The sequence below is a fragment of the Streptomyces sp. NPDC053513 genome, assembly GCF_044544765.1.
Lineage (GTDB): Bacteria > Actinomycetota > Actinomycetes > Streptomycetales > Streptomycetaceae > Streptomyces > Streptomyces litmocidini.
Map to the genome: position 1 here is coordinate 669,929 of NZ_JBITXP010000001.1, position 15,868 is coordinate 685,796.

The 15,868-nt window shown below is 71.6% G+C and carries 11 protein-coding genes; 9 read left to right on the forward strand and 2 right to left on the reverse strand.

Annotated elements, in window-relative coordinates; genetic code table 11:
* Positions 1-457: 457 nt before the first annotated feature.
* From ACIGW4_RS02800 to icmF, 6 genes are all read left to right on the forward strand, one after another.
* Positions 458-973 carry a toxin-antitoxin system HicB family antitoxin gene (locus ACIGW4_RS02800; protein ID WP_399578051.1) on the forward strand — a complete coding sequence of 172 codons (516 nt, stop codon included), beginning with the start codon at positions 458-460 and terminating at the stop codon, positions 971-973.
* A 97-nt stretch (positions 974-1,070) separates the two neighbouring features.
* Positions 1,071-1,913 (forward strand): DUF4097 family beta strand repeat-containing protein, encoded by an 843-nt coding sequence (locus ACIGW4_RS02805; protein WP_123456909.1) that lies wholly within the window; start codon positions 1,071-1,073, stop codon positions 1,911-1,913.
* Positions 1,914-2,048: 135 nt separating this feature from the next.
* A complete protein-coding gene (locus ACIGW4_RS02810) occupies positions 2,049-3,050 on the forward strand; it encodes an ATP-binding cassette domain-containing protein (protein ID WP_399578053.1) in 1,002 nt (333 codons plus the stop codon).
* A complete protein-coding gene (locus ACIGW4_RS02815) occupies positions 3,047-3,832 on the forward strand; it encodes an ABC transporter permease (protein WP_399578055.1) in 786 nt (261 codons plus the stop codon). Before ACIGW4_RS02810 ends, ACIGW4_RS02815 begins: the two co-directional genes overlap by 4 nt.
* 142 nt (positions 3,833-3,974) lie before the next feature.
* Positions 3,975-4,805: a glycoside hydrolase domain-containing protein gene (locus ACIGW4_RS02820; RefSeq protein WP_399578057.1), complete on the forward strand. Its 831-nt coding sequence runs from the start codon at positions 3,975-3,977 to the stop codon at positions 4,803-4,805.
* Between the two features lie 307 nt (positions 4,806-5,112).
* Positions 5,113-8,343, forward strand: coding sequence for a fused isobutyryl-CoA mutase/GTPase IcmF (icmF, locus tag ACIGW4_RS02825; RefSeq protein WP_398706493.1), 3,231 nt, complete (start codon positions 5,113-5,115; stop codon positions 8,341-8,343).
* A 283-nt stretch (positions 8,344-8,626) separates the two neighbouring features.
* On the opposite strand, the gene ACIGW4_RS02830 is transcribed toward icmF, so the two are convergent.
* Complete coding sequence (locus ACIGW4_RS02830; protein WP_399578059.1) at positions 8,627-9,124, reverse strand: hypothetical protein; 498 nt, start codon at positions 9,122-9,124, stop codon at positions 8,627-8,629.
* A 270-nt stretch (positions 9,125-9,394) separates the two neighbouring features.
* Between ACIGW4_RS02830 and ACIGW4_RS02835 the strand changes: the two genes are divergently transcribed.
* On the forward strand, positions 9,395-11,044 hold the full coding sequence (locus ACIGW4_RS02835) for a phospholipase A2 (RefSeq protein WP_359591223.1): 1,650 nt from the start codon (positions 9,395-9,397) through the stop codon (positions 11,042-11,044).
* A 191-nt stretch (positions 11,045-11,235) separates the two neighbouring features.
* Positions 11,236-14,034, forward strand: a complete 2,799-nt coding sequence (locus ACIGW4_RS02840) for a S8 family peptidase (protein WP_399578062.1) — start codon at positions 11,236-11,238, stop codon at positions 14,032-14,034.
* 77 nt (positions 14,035-14,111) lie between these two features.
* Here ACIGW4_RS02840 and ACIGW4_RS02845 read toward each other — a convergent pair whose 3' ends face one another.
* A complete protein-coding gene (locus tag ACIGW4_RS02845) occupies positions 14,112-14,768 on the reverse strand; it encodes a DUF5701 family protein (RefSeq protein ID WP_399578064.1) in 657 nt (218 codons plus the stop codon).
* Positions 14,769-14,980: 212 nt separating this feature from the next.
* On the opposite strand from ACIGW4_RS02845, the gene ACIGW4_RS02850 reads away from it, so the two are divergent.
* Entirely contained in the window at positions 14,981-15,868 is an 888-nt protein-coding gene (locus ACIGW4_RS02850) for a DUF4436 family protein (protein ID WP_399578067.1), read from the forward strand.

The following is a 15,868-nucleotide window of genomic DNA, read 5'->3' on the forward strand; positions in this document are numbered from 1 at the left end:
TGCCCCGTGGGGGGCGCCGCCCCCCCCGCCGCCCCCCCGCGCCCCCCCCCCCCGCGGCGGGGGGGGGCCCGCCGGGGGGCGCCCCCCCCCCCCGGGCCCGGCCTCGTTCGCATGGGCGGGTGCAGGGACGGGGGTCCGGGACGGGTCCTGGAGGGGTCCTGGAGGGCATCCCGGGCGGGGCGCCAGAACGCCCGGCAGCCCCGTGCCGGGCCGCCGTCCGCTCGACGAAGACACCCCCTGAGCCACACCGTGACGCCATGCGGCACCGCATGGCACCGCATGGCGCCAAGTGACACCAACTGGCGCCACCCACAGAGCCCGCACCTATCCGATGCCACAGCAATACCCCTGGACGCCACGACGTTTTCGCAGGTCAAGGCAGGCGTGCGCCGAGGTGGCCCCACCAGCTCCCCCACGACGCTTGCACATGACGCCATAGTGGTGCCATGATGACGTCATGGACCTCACCCCGTATGTCGAGAACCTCCGCCGCGAGCTCGCGGTGGCCGCCGAAGCCGGCGGCGAGGAGGCACGCGAGCTGGCCGAGCGACTCACCGCCCCCCTGGAATCGGCGGCCCGGCTGACCCTGCTCAACGCCCTCTCCGCCGCCACGGACGAGATCACCCGTGAACTCGCGCCCGGCTCGGTCGACGTACGGCTCCGAGGCCTCGACCCCGACTTCGTGGTGATGCTCCCGCCCACCGGCGGCGCCCCCGCGGAGCCGGACATTGCCGCCGAACCGCTCCCGGCCCCCGCTCCCTCCGAGGGCGACGAGGGCGGCACCGCCCGCGTCAACCTGCGCCTGCCGGCCCACCTCAAGACCCGCGCCGAGGAGGCGGCGGCGCGCGAGGGCCTGTCGGTCAACGCCTGGCTGGTACGGGCCGTTTCGGCCGCGGTCGGCGGCGGCAGCCGGCCGCGTACGCCGGAAAAGCCCCAGAGCGTCGGACAGAGCATCACCGGCTGGGTGCGCTAGCCGCACCTCCGGGTCCCACCGCTCCACCCGCACCACCTCACCCACACCACGTCCCACCTGCGGGGACGACCTGAAGACTCAAGAGGACGGGACAGCCATGCCTTCTTTCGACACCCCCGAACCGATCTCGGCCACGGCGCGCGTGGAGGCCGGTTCCATCCAGTTCATCGCGGGCGACCGCGCCGACACCGTCGTCGAGGTGCGGGCGCGCAACCCGAAGAAGGACCTGGACACGCGGACCGCGGACCAGACGGAGGTCACGTACGCGAGCGGCGTACTGACCGTCAGGACGCCGAAGTCCAACCTGTTCGGCCGCACCGGCGTCGTCGACGTCACGGTCGAGCTGCCCGCCGGCTCGCGGATCGACATGACCGGCTCCTGGACCCAGGTGCTCGGCGAGGGCCGGCTCGGCGAGGTCCGCGTGAAGACCTCCTCCGGCGACGCCCGCTTCGACACCACCGGCCCGCTGCACCTGACCGCGTCGCACGGTTCGATCACGGTGGACCGGGTCGAGGGCAGGGCCGAGATCACCACGAGCTCCGGCAGCCTGCGCGTCGGCCTCGTGGACGGCCCCGCCGTCCTGAAGAACTCGCACGGCACCACGACCCTCGGCGCCGCGACCGGCGACCTGCGGGTGAGCGGCGCCAACGGCGACATCGAGATCGGCCGCGCCGAGGCCTCGGTGGCCGCCACGACCGCCCACGGCACCCTGCGCGTCGGCGAGGTGGCGAGCGGCACCGTCCAGCTGGAGACCTCGTACGGCGCCATCGAGGTCGGCATCCGCGAGGGCGTGGCCGCCTGGCTGGACGCCCACTCGACCTCCGGCCAGGTGCGCAACGGGCTCACCACGTCCGAGGCCCCCGGGAAGACGGAGGACACCGTCGAGGTCCGCGCCCGCACCCGCCACGGCAACATCGACATCCGCCGCGCCAGGGCCTGAGCGCCGGCTCCGCACCAAGGCCTGAGCGCCACTTCCCCGCGCGCCACCCACGCGCCGGGGTCGAGCGCCGCCTCCGCGCCCGGCCCCGCGCCCCTCTTCTCCCCTTCACCCTTCACCCCTCGATCGGAGGGCCCCATGCCTTCTTCTGTCATGCCCATGACCAATCAGACGAACGGACGGCCGACGGCGGCCGCCATCAGCGCCGTCGGCCTGCGCAAGTCCTACGGCGACAAGACCGTCCTGGACGGCATCGACCTGCACGTCCCGGCCGGTTCGGTCTTCGCCCTGCTGGGCCCGAACGGCGCGGGCAAGACGACGGCGGTGAAGATCCTGTCCACCCTGATCACGGCCGACGGCGGCCAGGTCCGCGTCGGCGGCCACGACCTCACCACCGGGGCACAGGCGGTGCGGGCCGCGATCGGGGTCACCGGACAGTTCTCGGCGGTGGACGGCCTGATCACGGGCGAGGAGAACATGCTCCTGATGGCGGACCTGCACCACCTGTCGAAGCAGGAGGGCCGGCGGGTGGCCGCCGAACTCCTTCGGCGCTTCGACCTGACGGAGGCGGCGAAGAAGCCTGCCTCCACGTACTCCGGCGGCATGAAGCGCCGACTGGACATCGCGATGACGCTGGTCGGAGCCCCGCGGATCATCTTCCTCGACGAGCCGACCACCGGCCTGGACCCGCGGAGCCGTCACACCATGTGGGGCATCATCCGCGAGCTCGTCACGGGCGGCGTGACGGTCTTCCTCACCACCCAGTACCTGGAGGAGGCCGACCAGCTCGCCGACCGCATCGCCGTCCTCAACGGCGGGAAGATCGCCGCCGAGGGCACGGCCGAGGAGCTCAAGCGCCTGATCCCCGGCGGACACGTCCGGCTGCGCTTCACCGACCCGACCGCGTACCGCACCGCCGCCGCGGCCCTGACCGGCGCCGCGCGCGACGACGAGGCCCTGGCCCTGCAACTGCCCAGCGACGGCAGCCAGCGCGAACTGCGCTCCATCCTCGACCGGCTGGACTCCACGGGCGTCGAGGCGGACGAACTGACCGTGCACACGCCCGACCTCGACGACGTCTTCTTCGCCCTCACCGCCACCACCCCCGTCCCCGCCCCGTCCGAGGAGTCCGCCCGATGAGCACCCTGTCCCTGGCCGTCCGTGACACCACCACGATGCTGCGGCGCAACCTCCTGCACGCCCGCCGCTACCCCTCCCTGACCCTGAACCTGCTGCTCACCCCGGTCATGCTCCTGCTGCTGTTCGTCTACATCTTCGGCGACACGATGAGCGCGGGCATGGGCGGCGGCGACCGCTCCGACTACATCGCCTACCTCGTCCCCGGCCTGCTGCTGATGACCATCGGCTCCACCACCATCGGCACCGCCGTCTCCGTCTCCAACGACATGAGCGAGGGCATCGTCGCCCGCCTGCGCACCATGGCCATCCACCGCGGCTCGATCGTCACCGGCCACGTCATCGGCAGCGTCCTGCAGTCCGTGATCAGCGTGCTCCTGGTCGGCGCGGTCGGCGTGGCCATCGGCTTCCGCTCCACGAACGCCACCGCCCTGGAATGGCTCGCGGCCCTCGGCCTGCTGGTCCTGTTCGCCCTCGCGCTGACCTGGATCGCGGTCGGGATGGGCATGGTCAGCCCGAACGCCGAGGCCGCCAGCAACAACGCCCTCCCGCTGATCTTCCTCCCGCTGATCTCCAGCACCTTCGTCCCGGTCGACCGGATGCCCGGCTGGTTCCAGCCCATCGCCCAGTACCAGCCCTTCACCCCCGCCATCGAGACCCTCCGCGGCCTGCTCCTGGGCACCGGGATCGGTCACAACGGCTGGCTCGCCCTCGCCTGGTGCCTCGCCCTCGCCGCCCTCGGCCACCTCTGGACCAGGAAGGTCTTCAACCGCGACCCCAGGTGACCGGGACACCCGGCAGGCCGGCTCCCCCGGGCGGCGCACACCGACACCGCGTCGGTGTGCGCCGCCCGTTCGGTCGCGATCACCTCCCCCAGTAGAGTGGGCGGGCTCCGGAAGACCGGAGCCGGATCGTGTGGGGTGGGGAATGGCGAAGCACCGGCTGTCCAGAAAAGGCCGCTACATAGCGCTGTCGACGACGGCCGTCGCGGTCGTGGCGGGTGCCGGGGTCGCGGCGCAGACCTCCATGGCGGCCACGGCGTGGCCGGCGCAGAGGACCTACACGGGCCGGGCGTTCGACGCCTGCACGGCGCCCTCGCTCACCGCGATGAAGGCGTGGAAGAAGGACGCGTACTACGGCGGCGTCGCCGTCTACGTCGGCGGGAAGAACCGCGGCTGCGCCCAGCCCAACCTGACCAGGTCGTGGGTGAAGTCGGTCGACGCGCTCGGCTGGCGGATCATCCCGCTGTACGTCGGCGCCCAGCCGCCCTGCCAGAAGAGCGGGAACAAGGAGAGGTTCACCGCGGCCACCGCGGTCTCGGTCGGGGCGAGCAACGCCGACGACGCGGTCGCCAAGGCCTCGGCGCTCGGCATGAGGCCCGGCAGTCCGGTCTACCTCAACATGGAGCCGTACGACACCGCCGACAAGGCGTGCAACGACGCCACCCTCGCCTATGTCCGGTCCTTCACCAAGACCCTGCGCGCCAAGACCTACCGCGCCGGCCTCTACGGCTTCAGCAGCTCCAGCGCCAAGGCGGTCGCCACGGCGAAGGACCGCACCGATCTGCCGGGCAACCTCTGGTACGCCCTGTGGAACGGCCAGGAGACCACCACCAAGGACTGGCCCTGGGACCCGAAGCTGTACACCGACCACAGCCGCGGCCACCAGTACAAGGCGAACAGCAAGGAGACCCGCGGCGGCTCCACCATCACCGTCGACCGCAACGCCTGGGACGCCCCCGTCGCCATCGTCGGCTGACCGCCACCCCGGTCCCCTGCCGACCGCCACCCCGGTCCCCTCCCCGGCCGCCCGGCGCCTTGACCGCCGTCGTCCGACACGCCGTCCGGCGCCCGTACGACACCGGCGCCGACGGCCACCATCCGCTCGCGGACGCCCCTTGTTCCCCGAGCTCGACGGCCTGTTCCCCGCCCCGCGCGGGGTGCGGAGCCCACCCCCCGCCACGCCCCACCGGTGTGCACCCGGTCACACCGGTCTCACCTTCTGCCAAACTAGTAGGACGTCCTACTATCTGTGGGGTCCCACTCACCTCCCCGGGAAGGTCCACATGACCGCTCTGCACCGGCCCGTGCACCCCGTCCGTCTGGTCACCGCCTCGGCGCTCTTCGACGGACACGACGCCTCGATCAACATCATGCGGCGGATCTTCCAGTCCCAAGGAGCCGAGGTGATCCACCTCGGGCACAACCGGTCCGTGCAGGAGGTGGTGGACGCGGCGCTCGAGGAGGACGTCCACGGCGTCGCGGTCTCGTCCTACCAGGGCGGGCACGTGGAGTACTTCGAGTACCTGGTCCAGTCGCTGCGCGAGCGCGGCGCGGACCACATCCGCGTGGTGGGCGGCGGGGGCGGCGTCATCGTGCCCGAGGAGATCACCCGGCTCCGCGCCAGCGGAGTCACCATCTTCTCCCCCGAGGACGGTCAGCGGCTGGGTCTCGCCGGGATGATCAACTCGGTGATCGAGCAGTGCGACTTCGACCTCTGGGACGGCGGGCCGGCCGACGCGGCGGCGGTCCTCGCGGGCGACCGGGGCGCGATCGCCCGCGCCATCACGGGTGCCGAGCTCGGCAGGCTGACCCCCGACTTCCTGGACCGGCTGCGCACCGCCGCGGCGGCACGCGTCACCCCCGTCCTCGGCATCACCGGCACCGGCGGCTCCGGCAAGTCGTCGCTGACCGACGAGCTCGTCCGCCGGCTCCGCGTCGACCAGCAGGACAAGCTGCGCATCGCGGTCATCGCGGTCGACCCGACGCGCCGCCGCGGCGGCGGCGCCCTGCTCGGCGACCGGATCAGGATGAACTCCCTCGACGGCGACCGGGTCTTCTTCCGCAGCCTGGCCACCCGCGGCAACCACGAACTGCCCGAGCACCTGGCCGATGTGATCGACGTCGTCAAGGCCGCCGGATTCGACCTGGTGATCGTGGAGACGCCGGGCATCGGCCAGGGCGACGCGGCGATCGTGCCGTTCGTCGACACCTCGCTGTACGTGATGACGCCGGAGTTCGGCGCCGCCTCGCAGCTGGAGAAGATCGACATGCTCGACTTCGCCGACGTCGTGGCCATCAACAAGTTCGAGCGGCGCGGCGCCAAGGACGCCCTGCGCGACGTGGCCCGTCAGCTGGTCCGCAACCGCGAGGCGTTCGACAAGCGGCCCGAGGACATGCCGGTCTACGGCACCTCGGCGGCCACCTTCAACGACGACGGCGTCACCGCCCTCCACCAGCACCTCAAGACCGCCCTCGCCGAGAAGGGGCTCACGCTCGCCCAGGGCGCCCTGGCGCCGGTCGACGTGCGCCACTCCTCCGGCATCCGGCAGGTCGTGCCCGCCGACCGGGTCCGCTACCTCACCGAGATCAGCGAGACCGTGCGCTCGTACCACTCGGAGACCGAGCGCCTCGCCGAGGCGGCCCGCCGGGTGCAGCGCCTGGACACGGTCAAGGCCGAGCTCGCCCGGGCCGAGTACGACGACGCCGGCGTGGACGCGCTGCTCACGGACGCCCGCAAGCGGCTCCCCCACGAGGTCGCGGACCAGATCGAGAAGTGGCCTGCCGTCGTGGAGTCGTACTCCGGCGACGAGCAGATCGTGAAGATCCGGGACAAGGAGATCCGCACCAAGCTGACCCGCGAGTCGCTGTCCGGCAACAAGATCCCGCGCGTGGCCCTGCCCCGGTTCACCGACCACGGCGAGCTGGTGCGCTTCTGGCGCCGCGAGAACCTGCCCGGTCACTTCCCCTTCACCGCCGGGGTGTTCCCCTTCAAGCGCGACGGCGAGGACCCCGCGCGGATGTTCGCCGGCGAGGGCGACCCGTTCCGCACCAACCGGCGGTTCAAGCTGCTGTCCGAGGGCCAGCCGGCCACCCGGCTCTCCACCGCCTTCGACTCGGTCACGCTGTACGGCCGCGACCCCGGCGAGCGCCCCGACATCTACGGCAAGGTCGGCACCTCCGGCGTCTCGGTCGCGACCCTCGACGACATGAAGGCGCTCTACGACGGCTTCGACCTGATCGCGCCGACGACCTCGGTGTCCATGACGATCAACGGGCCGGCCCCGACGGTGCTCGCGTTCTTCCTCAACACGGCCGTCGACCAGCAGATCGACAGGTTCCGCGCCGCCGAGGGGCGCGAGCCCTCCGCCGACGAGGCGGCCGAGCTGCGCGCCCACGCGCTCGCCACCGTGCGCGGCACGGTCCAGGCGGACATCCTCAAGGAGGACCAGGGCCAGAACACCTGCCTGTTCTCCACCGAGTTCTCGCTGCGGATGATGGCCGACATCCAGGAGTGGTTCATCGCGAACAAGGTCCGCAACTTCTACTCGGTGTCCATCTCCGGCTACCACATCGCCGAAGCCGGTGCGAACCCGATCAGCCAGCTCGCCTTCACCCTCGCCAACGGCTTCACCTACGTGGAGACGTACCTGGCCCGCGGCATGGACGTCGACGACTTCGCGCCGAACCTGTCGTTCTTCTTCTCCAACGGCATGGACCCCGAGTACTCCGTCCTCGGCCGCGTCGCCCGCCGCATCTGGGCGGTGGCGATGAAGGAGAAGTACGGTGCCAACGAACGCTCCCAGAAGCTGAAGTACCACGTCCAGACCTCCGGACGCTCCCTGCACGCCCAGGAGATGGACTTCAACGACATCCGCACCACCCTCCAGGCGCTCATCGCCATCTACGACAACTGCAACAGCCTGCACACCAACGCCTACGACGAGGCCGTCACCACCCCCACGGAGGAGTCGGTCCGCCGCGCCCTGGCCATCCAGCTCATCATCAACAGGGAGTGGGGCCTGGCGATGAACGAGAACCCCCTCCAGGGGTCGTTCGTCATCGACGAGCTCACCGACCTGGTCGAGGAGGCCGTGCTCCAGGAGTTCGAGCGCATCAGCGAGCGCGGCGGCGTGCTCGGCGCGATGGAGACCGGTTACCAGCGCGGCCGCATCCAGGACGAGTCGATGCTCTACGAGCAGCGCAAGCACGACGGCACCCTGCCCATCATCGGCGTCAACACCTTCCGCAACCCCCACGCGGACACCGCCGAGCCCGGCGCCGTCGAACTCGCCCGCGCCACCGAGCACGAGAAGCGGTCCCAGCTGGAGCGGGTGCAGGACTTCCAGACCCGCCACCACGACCAGGCCCACGAGGCCCTGGCCGCCCTCAAGGAGGCCGCGGTCAGCGGCGAGAACGCCTTCGCCGTCCTCATGGACGCCGCCCGCGTCTGCACCCTCCAGCAGATCACCGAGGCGTTCTTCGAGGTCGGCGGCCAGTACCGCCGCAACGTCTGACGCGCCCCGCACCGTACGCGGACGCGGCGGTCCGGTGCGGGGGAGGGCACCCCCCGGGGGGTGCCCTCCGCCGCACCGAGGGGCAAAGAGGTTACGTATGCAACCAAGTAGAGCACTTGGCCGTACGACGCACCGTGAAATGGTGACACCCCCCGAACTCTTCAAAAGAGGGACGGTTCGCGGGCTTTAAGCCCGTTTTGCCGTGACCATACGGCACTAATGGGTCACTCCGCGCACCGATAGAAAAGTGACTTGGATCACATGACGTCAAGGATCGGCACCGTCACTTCGCAAAGGAGAACGGACCTTTCCGGGGCGCCACACACGCCTCGACGAGGGTCATGTCACCGTCCACCGAGCCGTTGACGCAGAGCCTTCCGCCCTTGTCGCGCAGGTCGAGGGCGAACGTCGTGGCCGCGCCCGACCGCCGGAGCCCGTGGATGCGTTCGTCGATGTAGCCGAGGTCGTTCAGGACCTTCCTGACCTTGGCCGGGGTGGGGTCCGCCAGCTCCCAGACCTCCCGGGTGATGCGCTCCTCGTGCCGGGCGCTCGCGCACCAGTCGTGAGCGTTCAGCTCCACCTCCGGCCCCGCCGTGGGAGCGGGTGCGGCCGCGTCGCCCGGGGGCTTCTCCACGGGGCCGGGCGCGGGACACGGCCGCGCCACCTCGTCGAGCATCGCGGTGAACGCCCCGTCCGCCGCGGTGCCGGCGGAGGAGCCGTCCCGCACCCCCGCCGCCTCCTGCTGCTGGGTTCCGCAGCCGACAAGTACCAGGAGAGCCACGGCAGTTGCCGGGAGGAGTCGCCGCGTTCGGACGAACGAGCCGGTCTGAGCTGGGATTTCGTTCATGCGCACAGTCTGTGGCGCGGCTCCGGGCGCCACATGAGTACGCGTACTCAACCGCGTCCGGGCACGCGGCGGCGTTTGCGAAGCGTTCACAGGTGCAAGCAAACGGTGACTCCGCACCTCGTCGAGGCAGCCTTGTGGAGTTGATCAAGAGCCCCCTATGGTCCGCAGCAATCACCAGCCGAGCACCACTCCAGGGGGCAACTCGTGCGCAAAATCGCACTTCCCGCCATCACGGCGCTTTCCCTCGCGCTCCTGATGCCGCAGCAGTCCATGGCGGTGACGACCGCCGAGCAGGCGAGCGCCACCACGGCGGAGGTCCCGGACCAGCCGCTGGCGGAGGGCACGCTGTCCACGATCGGTCCCGGTCAGTACTCGACCGCGGACAAGACCTTCGAGGTCGCCGAGAACGACGTGGACGCCGCCCTCATAGGCCGACGCCACACCGTCGCCGAGCAGCCCGACGGCAGCCTCGCCAAGCCCGAGTCCGCACCCGCCACCCGTCCCGAGATGGGCGTCTTCGGCCCCAACTGGGAGGCCGAGTTCGTCGGCGGCCAGCTCAACCGGAAGCTGGAGCAGCAGGGCGACAAGATCGTCGTGACCGACCTCGGCGTCGACGAGAAGATCACGTACACGCTCACGTCGAGCATCGACTACCCCGACGGCGGCGGCGTCAAGAAGTACGCGACCGCCGACGGGTCCCAGGTGACGGCGACCTCCAAGTGGAACGACGCCACCGGCACCCTGGTGACGACCATGGTCGAGGTGCTCGGCGTGGACCTCTCCACCGTCGCGGCGGGCGACGACACCTTCACCGACGCCGCCGGAAACCCCATCCCGGCCGCGGACCTCAAGCCCACCTACAAGTGGCAGCAGGCCGCCACCGGCACCGACAGGTGGCGGGTCACCAGCGTCGGCAACAACACCTTCGCCACCACGGTCCAGTACGACGCCAAGGGCCGGGTGTTCAAGATCTCGACCCCCGCCGCCGGCGAGAGGCTCGCGACGTCCACCGCGGTCACCTACGCGGACTCGACCACGGCCGCCGGCACCTCCCTCGGCGACTACACGGGCCGCGTCAAGCAGATCAGCGTCACCGAGGGCGCCACCACGCAGACCCTCGCCCGGTACGCCTACGACTCCTCCGGTCTGCTGCGCACGGTGACCAACCCGAGCGAGGCCGCCGAGCCGCAGGCCACCTACTCCTACGACGGCGTCAACCGCCTCACCGACATCAGCTCGCCGAGCAGCGGCAGCTGGGACCTGAGCTTCGCGGGCAACTCCGCGGCCCCGACCGCCACCGTCGACGGCGAGGCCGTCCCGACCCCCGGCGTGCCGGTCGAGGGTGACGCCCCGGACGACACCACCGGCGTCACCGACCCGCCGCCCGCCACGGACTTCCCCGGCGGTGAGATCACCGACCCGACGTCGTACCCGTCGAAGTGCAGCTGGGCGCGGCACTGGCTGTACTACTGGAAGACCGGCTGCACGGCCAAGGTGGCGCACTACGGCTGGCACTCTCCCAAGTGGAAGAAGACGCCGACCGGTTACTGGGTGCGCGGCATCAACCACGACCACTGCACCACGGCGCCCGACAAGCCGCTCGGCTACAACTTCATCCCCGCCTGCGACATGCACGACTACGGCTACGGCCTGATCGGCAACACGTACAAGGGCTACAAGTACTACCTGTCGCGCAACAAGGGCCTCGCCGTGGACGCCGTCTTCTACAGCACGCTCTACAGCAAGACCTGCTCCGCCTACTTCTGGAAGAGCACCTGCCGCTCCCTCGCCAACACGTACTACGCCGCGGTGACGGTCTTCGGCCGGGCCAAGAACGGCGCGAACGCGACCTGATCCCGGGCGGGGACCTCTGACGTCCCCCGGCCCGACCTCCTGACGGATCGGGCCTTCGGGCGGAAACGGCCGGGCGGCGCGACATCGCCGCCCGGCCCCTTCGCACCCGATCCCTCCACCCCCATCTCCACGGACCCGGCCGCGCCCGCCCATCCACGGACCGCGCCGGGCCCCCTGCTCCCCGAGGCACCATGAAGAAAACGATCTGGGCCACGGTCGTCGCCGCCGCGATGACCACGACCCTGGGTGCGATACCGGCCCAGGCCGCCGCACCGACGAGCACCACCGGCACGGCCACGGCCGCGGTCGCGGGCGAGGTCGTCGACCCGCCGCTGTACGACAGGACCGCCGACGGCTCCACCGTCCGCGTCAACGTGCTCACCCAGAGCCGTACGGACCTTCCCGAAGCGGCCACCGCCGGCGAGACGAAGCAGAGCTTCGACGCCCTGCCGGTGGTCACCCTCAAGGTGGACCGAGCGGGCCTGGACCGGCTCGCCGCCCAACCGGGCGTGGTCAGCGTCACCGAGGACAGGCCCGAGAAGGCGACCCTGGACGAGAGCGTCCCGCTCATCGGCGGCGACGCGGCCGCCAAGGCGGGCAAGACCGGCGCGGGCAGCGCCGTCGCCGTCCTGGACAGCGGTGTCGACACCCACCATCCGTTCCTGGGCGGCCGGGTCAGGGCCGAGGCCTGCTTCTCGCCGATCGATCCCGATCTGGGCGCCACCAGCCTCTGCCCCAACGGCGCCGCGGAGCAGGAGGGCACCGGCTCCGCCGACGCCGCGTCCGGGCCGTGCGCGACCCTGAACGCCTGCGACCACGGCACCCATGTGGCCGGCATCGTCGCGGGCAACGGCGCCGGCCTCACGGGCGCTCCCAAGCAGGGCGTCGCGCCCGGCGCCGACATCGTCGCCATCCAGGTGTTCTCCCAGTTCAACACCGCCGACGCCTGCGGCGGCGAAGCGCCGTGCATCGGCAGTTTCCCCAGCGCCCAACTGGCGGCGCTGGAAGAGGTGCTGAAGCTCAAGCAGGCCGGTACGCCGATCGTCGCGGCCAACCTCAGCCTCGGCAGCGGCCACTACACCACCGCCTGCGAGAGCGACCCGCGCAAGGCGGCGATCGACAACCTGCTCGGCTCCGGTGTCGCCACCGTGGTCGCGGCCGGCAACAACGGCTACACCGACGCGGTCAGCCTCCCCGGCTGCATCTCCTCCGCCGTCACGGTCGGCTCCACCACCGACGACGACGAGCTGTCCTCCTTCACCAACCGGGGCCCGCTGCTCGACCTGTTCGCCCCCGGCACGAGCATCGTGTCCTCGGTGCCCGGCGGCACCTACGCCTCCAAGAACGGCACTTCGATGGCGACGCCGCACGTGGCGGGCGCCCTCGCCGTGCTCAGGCAGGCCTTCCCCACCAAGAGCGTCGCGGACCTCGTGGCCCTGCTGAAGAGCAGCGGCCGGCCCATCGTCTACACCGGCGCCACCACCCCCCGCATCGACCTCGGCGCGGCGCTCGGCGGTGGCGGCAGCACTCCCCGGCCCGTCGGCATGACCGACTTCAACGGTGACGGCGTGGAGGACATCGCGATCTCCGACCCCCAGGCCACCGTCGGCACGGACGCCAAGGCCGGTCTGATCCGCATCGTGTACGGCGGCGGCAAGGGCACCGCGGAGATCAGCCAGGACCTGGACTGGGTGCCGGGCGGCTCCGAGGCGGACGACTACTTCGGCGAGACCCTCGCCACCATCGACTGGAACAAGGACGGCTTCACCGACCTGGTGGCCGGCACCCCGAGCGAGGACATCGGCACCGCCGCCAACGCCGGCATGGTCGACATCCTGTACGGCGCCGCCGGCGGCCTGGGGGCGGGCACCACCAAGGCCACGCACTTCGAGCAGGGCGCGGGCACCGGAGCGATCGCCGCCTCGACCGCCGAGGCGGGCGACCGGATGGGGCACTCGCTCGCGGCCGCGGTCAACGACGCCGGCCGGCCGTACCTGCTGATCGGCACGCCCGGCGAGGCCATCAGCACGCTCACCGACGCGGGCACCGCCTTCTACGTCTACGGCACCACGAGCCTGACGATCCACCAGGACAAGCCCGGCGTCCCCGGCGACCCCGAGAAGGACGACAACTTCGGCTGGTCCCTGGCCGCCGACCAGAACTACATCGCCATCGGCTCCCCCAACGAGGCCATCGGCACCAAGGCGAAGGCCGGCGGCGTCGTCATCTTCGACGCCAACGCGTTCGACCCCGAGGGCCGGCCGCTTCCCCTGGCCGGGCTCGACCAGGACAGCGCGGCCATCTCCGGTGACGCCGAGGCTGGCGACCAGTTCGGCTACGCGGTGGCCATCGCCCCGTACCGGCCCATGGGGACCTCCTCCCCCGCCGACTCGATCCTCGCCATCGGTTCGCCCGGCGAAGGCGTGGTCGTGGGCACCGAGAACCGTCTGAACGCGGGCCGCGTGGTGCAGATCCGCATCAAGCCCGACGGCACCTGGAGCTACCTGCGCGAGCTCAAGCAGGGCACCGCGGACGACGAGGTCTCCGGCACCTCCGAGACCGGTGACCGCATGGGCGAGACGCTGGCCGCCGTCAACACCGCCCCGAACGCGGTGAGCACCATCGCCTCCATGCGCCTCGCGGTCGGCACGCCCGGCGAGGCCCTCGGCACCGCGACCAAGGCGGGCGCGGTCCACACGTTCTCCATGGCCGGCTCGGCCGGGCTGAACGACCGCTGGATCGAGGCGGGTGACGGCGACGGGATCCCCGGCACGCCCGGCGCCAACCAGGAGCTCGGCAGGAGCATCCACTTCACGGCGACCCACCTGTACGTGGGGATGCCGTTCGGGCCCAACGCCGCCGGTGCGCTGTACGCGCTGCCGATGTCCAACGTGACCCAGGGCGGCACGGTCGCTCCCGTGACCACGTACAAGCCCGGCTCGGGCGGCCTGCCGGCCAACGGCGTGGCCTTCGGATACGCCGCTCGGTAGGAACGCGCTCGACGGGTCCGTGCGGCCCCGCCCCACCGGGCGGGCCGCACGGCCTTTCGCTGTCGCACGGCCTTTCGCTAAGGGCGGCGGCCCGTGGCCGATCCGAAGCCCAGCCAGGTGTGCCGGTTGCCCCACCAGCACCAGCCGACCTTCGGGGCGTCGCGCCGCTCGCGGCCGTCGCGCCCCGTCCCGTTGCTGATCCAGATCGCCGGCGTACGGGCGTCGTAGGCGCCGTTCGCCTTGCGCAGCCGCGACCCGATGGTCATGAAGCAGTGGTTGCGCTCCAGGGCGGCCGGCTGCTGGAGCACCCAGTGGATCCCCTCGGCGAGCGTGAGCGGGCTGCGTCCCTCCCCCACGATCGCCGGCAGCGCCTCCTCGGGGCTCCAGTCGGCCATGTGGTCGCCGCGGTCGAGGCCGGTGACGAGGTAGAAGGGGGCGTCCGGGAGCTCGACGCCGTACGGCCGGAAGTCGTCGACGTCCGGCATGTCGACGACCACGAAGCCGGGCTTGTCGCCGCGGCGGAGCAGCGGTGCGAGCGCGGACGGCGGAACCCGGTCCGGGTGCACGGCGAGCAGGGCGTCGGTGTCGGCGGTCGCGGCGGCCCCGGTGAAGGCCCGCAGCTCGTCGGCGGTCCTCCCCGCGAGCTCGTGCACTCCGAGCTCGATCAGTCTCTCGGCCTGGGCGGCGAGGGAGGGCAGCGGGGCGAGGGCGGTGGTGGTCACGGTGTCGGTCAAGGCACTCCCGGGTTCGGAGGGATGCGGAGGGATCGGCGTGGCGTCGAACGACGCCCGCCGCGGAATTGTTCCCGCCGCGGCGCGAGAGGAGCGGGAACCGGGCGCGGCGCCCGGGCCTCCGCCTCCACGGCGACAAGGCGTCGAACGCCTACAGTGGCCATCTGCGATCGAAGGGTGACGGTACGTGTCCTTCTCGTCTCGTCGGAGTCACCATGGCCTCGCCCTCCCCCGTCCCCTCCCCCGGCCCACGCCGCTCCGGGGCGTCGCTCCTGCCGGTCCTGATCCCCCTCGCGGTCCTGATGGTGGTGGCGGTGGCCGTGGGGTCCCGGCTGCAGTTCACCGAGCGGCAGGCGATCGACACGGTCCACACGTCCGGATCCCGTGCTGCCGACCGGGTGGACGTGGAGGCCGTCGTCCAGAGCGTCGACGCCGCGGCCAGAGAGCTCGTCCTGCGGGTCAGGGTCGTTCCCCGTGGGGCTCTCGGCGAGGAGGAGGGGACCGCCCCGGTGGGCGATCTCAGCCTCCAGACCTCCGTGGCGACCCTCAGCGACCTGGCGTTCGGAGCGCACGAGCGGCTCGCCCCCAAGGACGTGCAGGTCGCGATCGCGGGGGGATCGATCGGTGACTACCCGTTCGACACCTACGAGACCGACATCGAGTTCTGGGCGCTGATGGGCGGCAAGGAGGTGCCGGTCCGGTTGTCGGTCTCCAACAACGACACGCGCTTCTCCCTCTCCGCGACGCCCCCGGCCTCCGGGCAGGACGCCGTCGTCGGGCTGCGGCTGTCCCGGTCGACCAGCCTGCTCGTCTTCGCGGTCTTCATGATGGTCGTGATGTGGGCGCTGGCGTCGTCCGTGCTCCTCGGGGCCTGGTACCTGGCGACCCACGGCACGGGGGTGGCCTGGCCCGCCCTCGCCTGGATGGCCGCCACGCTGTTCGCCCTCGCGGCGTTCCGCAACACCGCCCCCGGCGCGCCCCCGATCGGCTGTGTCATGGACTGGTTCGCCTTCTTCTGGGCCGAGACCGTCATCGCCCTGTGCCTGATCACCGTGGTCACCACCGGCGTTCGCGGCGCCCTCCGCTCGGACGACGCCCCCTAG

What these genes read in the sequence shown, in the direction of transcription:
- ACIGW4_RS02800 (WP_399578051.1), top strand. Translation starts at nt 458, where the DNA reads ATGGACCTCACCCCGTATGTCGAGAACCTCCGCCGCGAGCTCGCGGTG.
- ACIGW4_RS02805 (WP_123456909.1), top strand. Translation starts at nt 1,071, where the DNA reads ATGCCTTCTTTCGACACCCCCGAACCGATCTCGGCCACGGCGCGCGTG.
- ACIGW4_RS02810 (WP_399578053.1), top strand. Translation starts at nt 2,049, where the DNA reads ATGCCTTCTTCTGTCATGCCCATGACCAATCAGACGAACGGACGGCCG.
- ACIGW4_RS02815 (WP_399578055.1), top strand. Translation starts at nt 3,047, where the DNA reads ATGAGCACCCTGTCCCTGGCCGTCCGTGACACCACCACGATGCTGCGG.
- ACIGW4_RS02820 (WP_399578057.1), top strand. Translation starts at nt 3,975, where the DNA reads ATGGCGAAGCACCGGCTGTCCAGAAAAGGCCGCTACATAGCGCTGTCG.
- icmF (WP_398706493.1), top strand. Translation starts at nt 5,113, where the DNA reads ATGACCGCTCTGCACCGGCCCGTGCACCCCGTCCGTCTGGTCACCGCC.
- ACIGW4_RS02840 (WP_399578062.1), top strand. Translation starts at nt 11,236, where the DNA reads ATGAAGAAAACGATCTGGGCCACGGTCGTCGCCGCCGCGATGACCACG.
- ACIGW4_RS02850 (WP_399578067.1), top strand. Translation starts at nt 14,981, where the DNA reads ATGGCCTCGCCCTCCCCCGTCCCCTCCCCCGGCCCACGCCGCTCCGGG.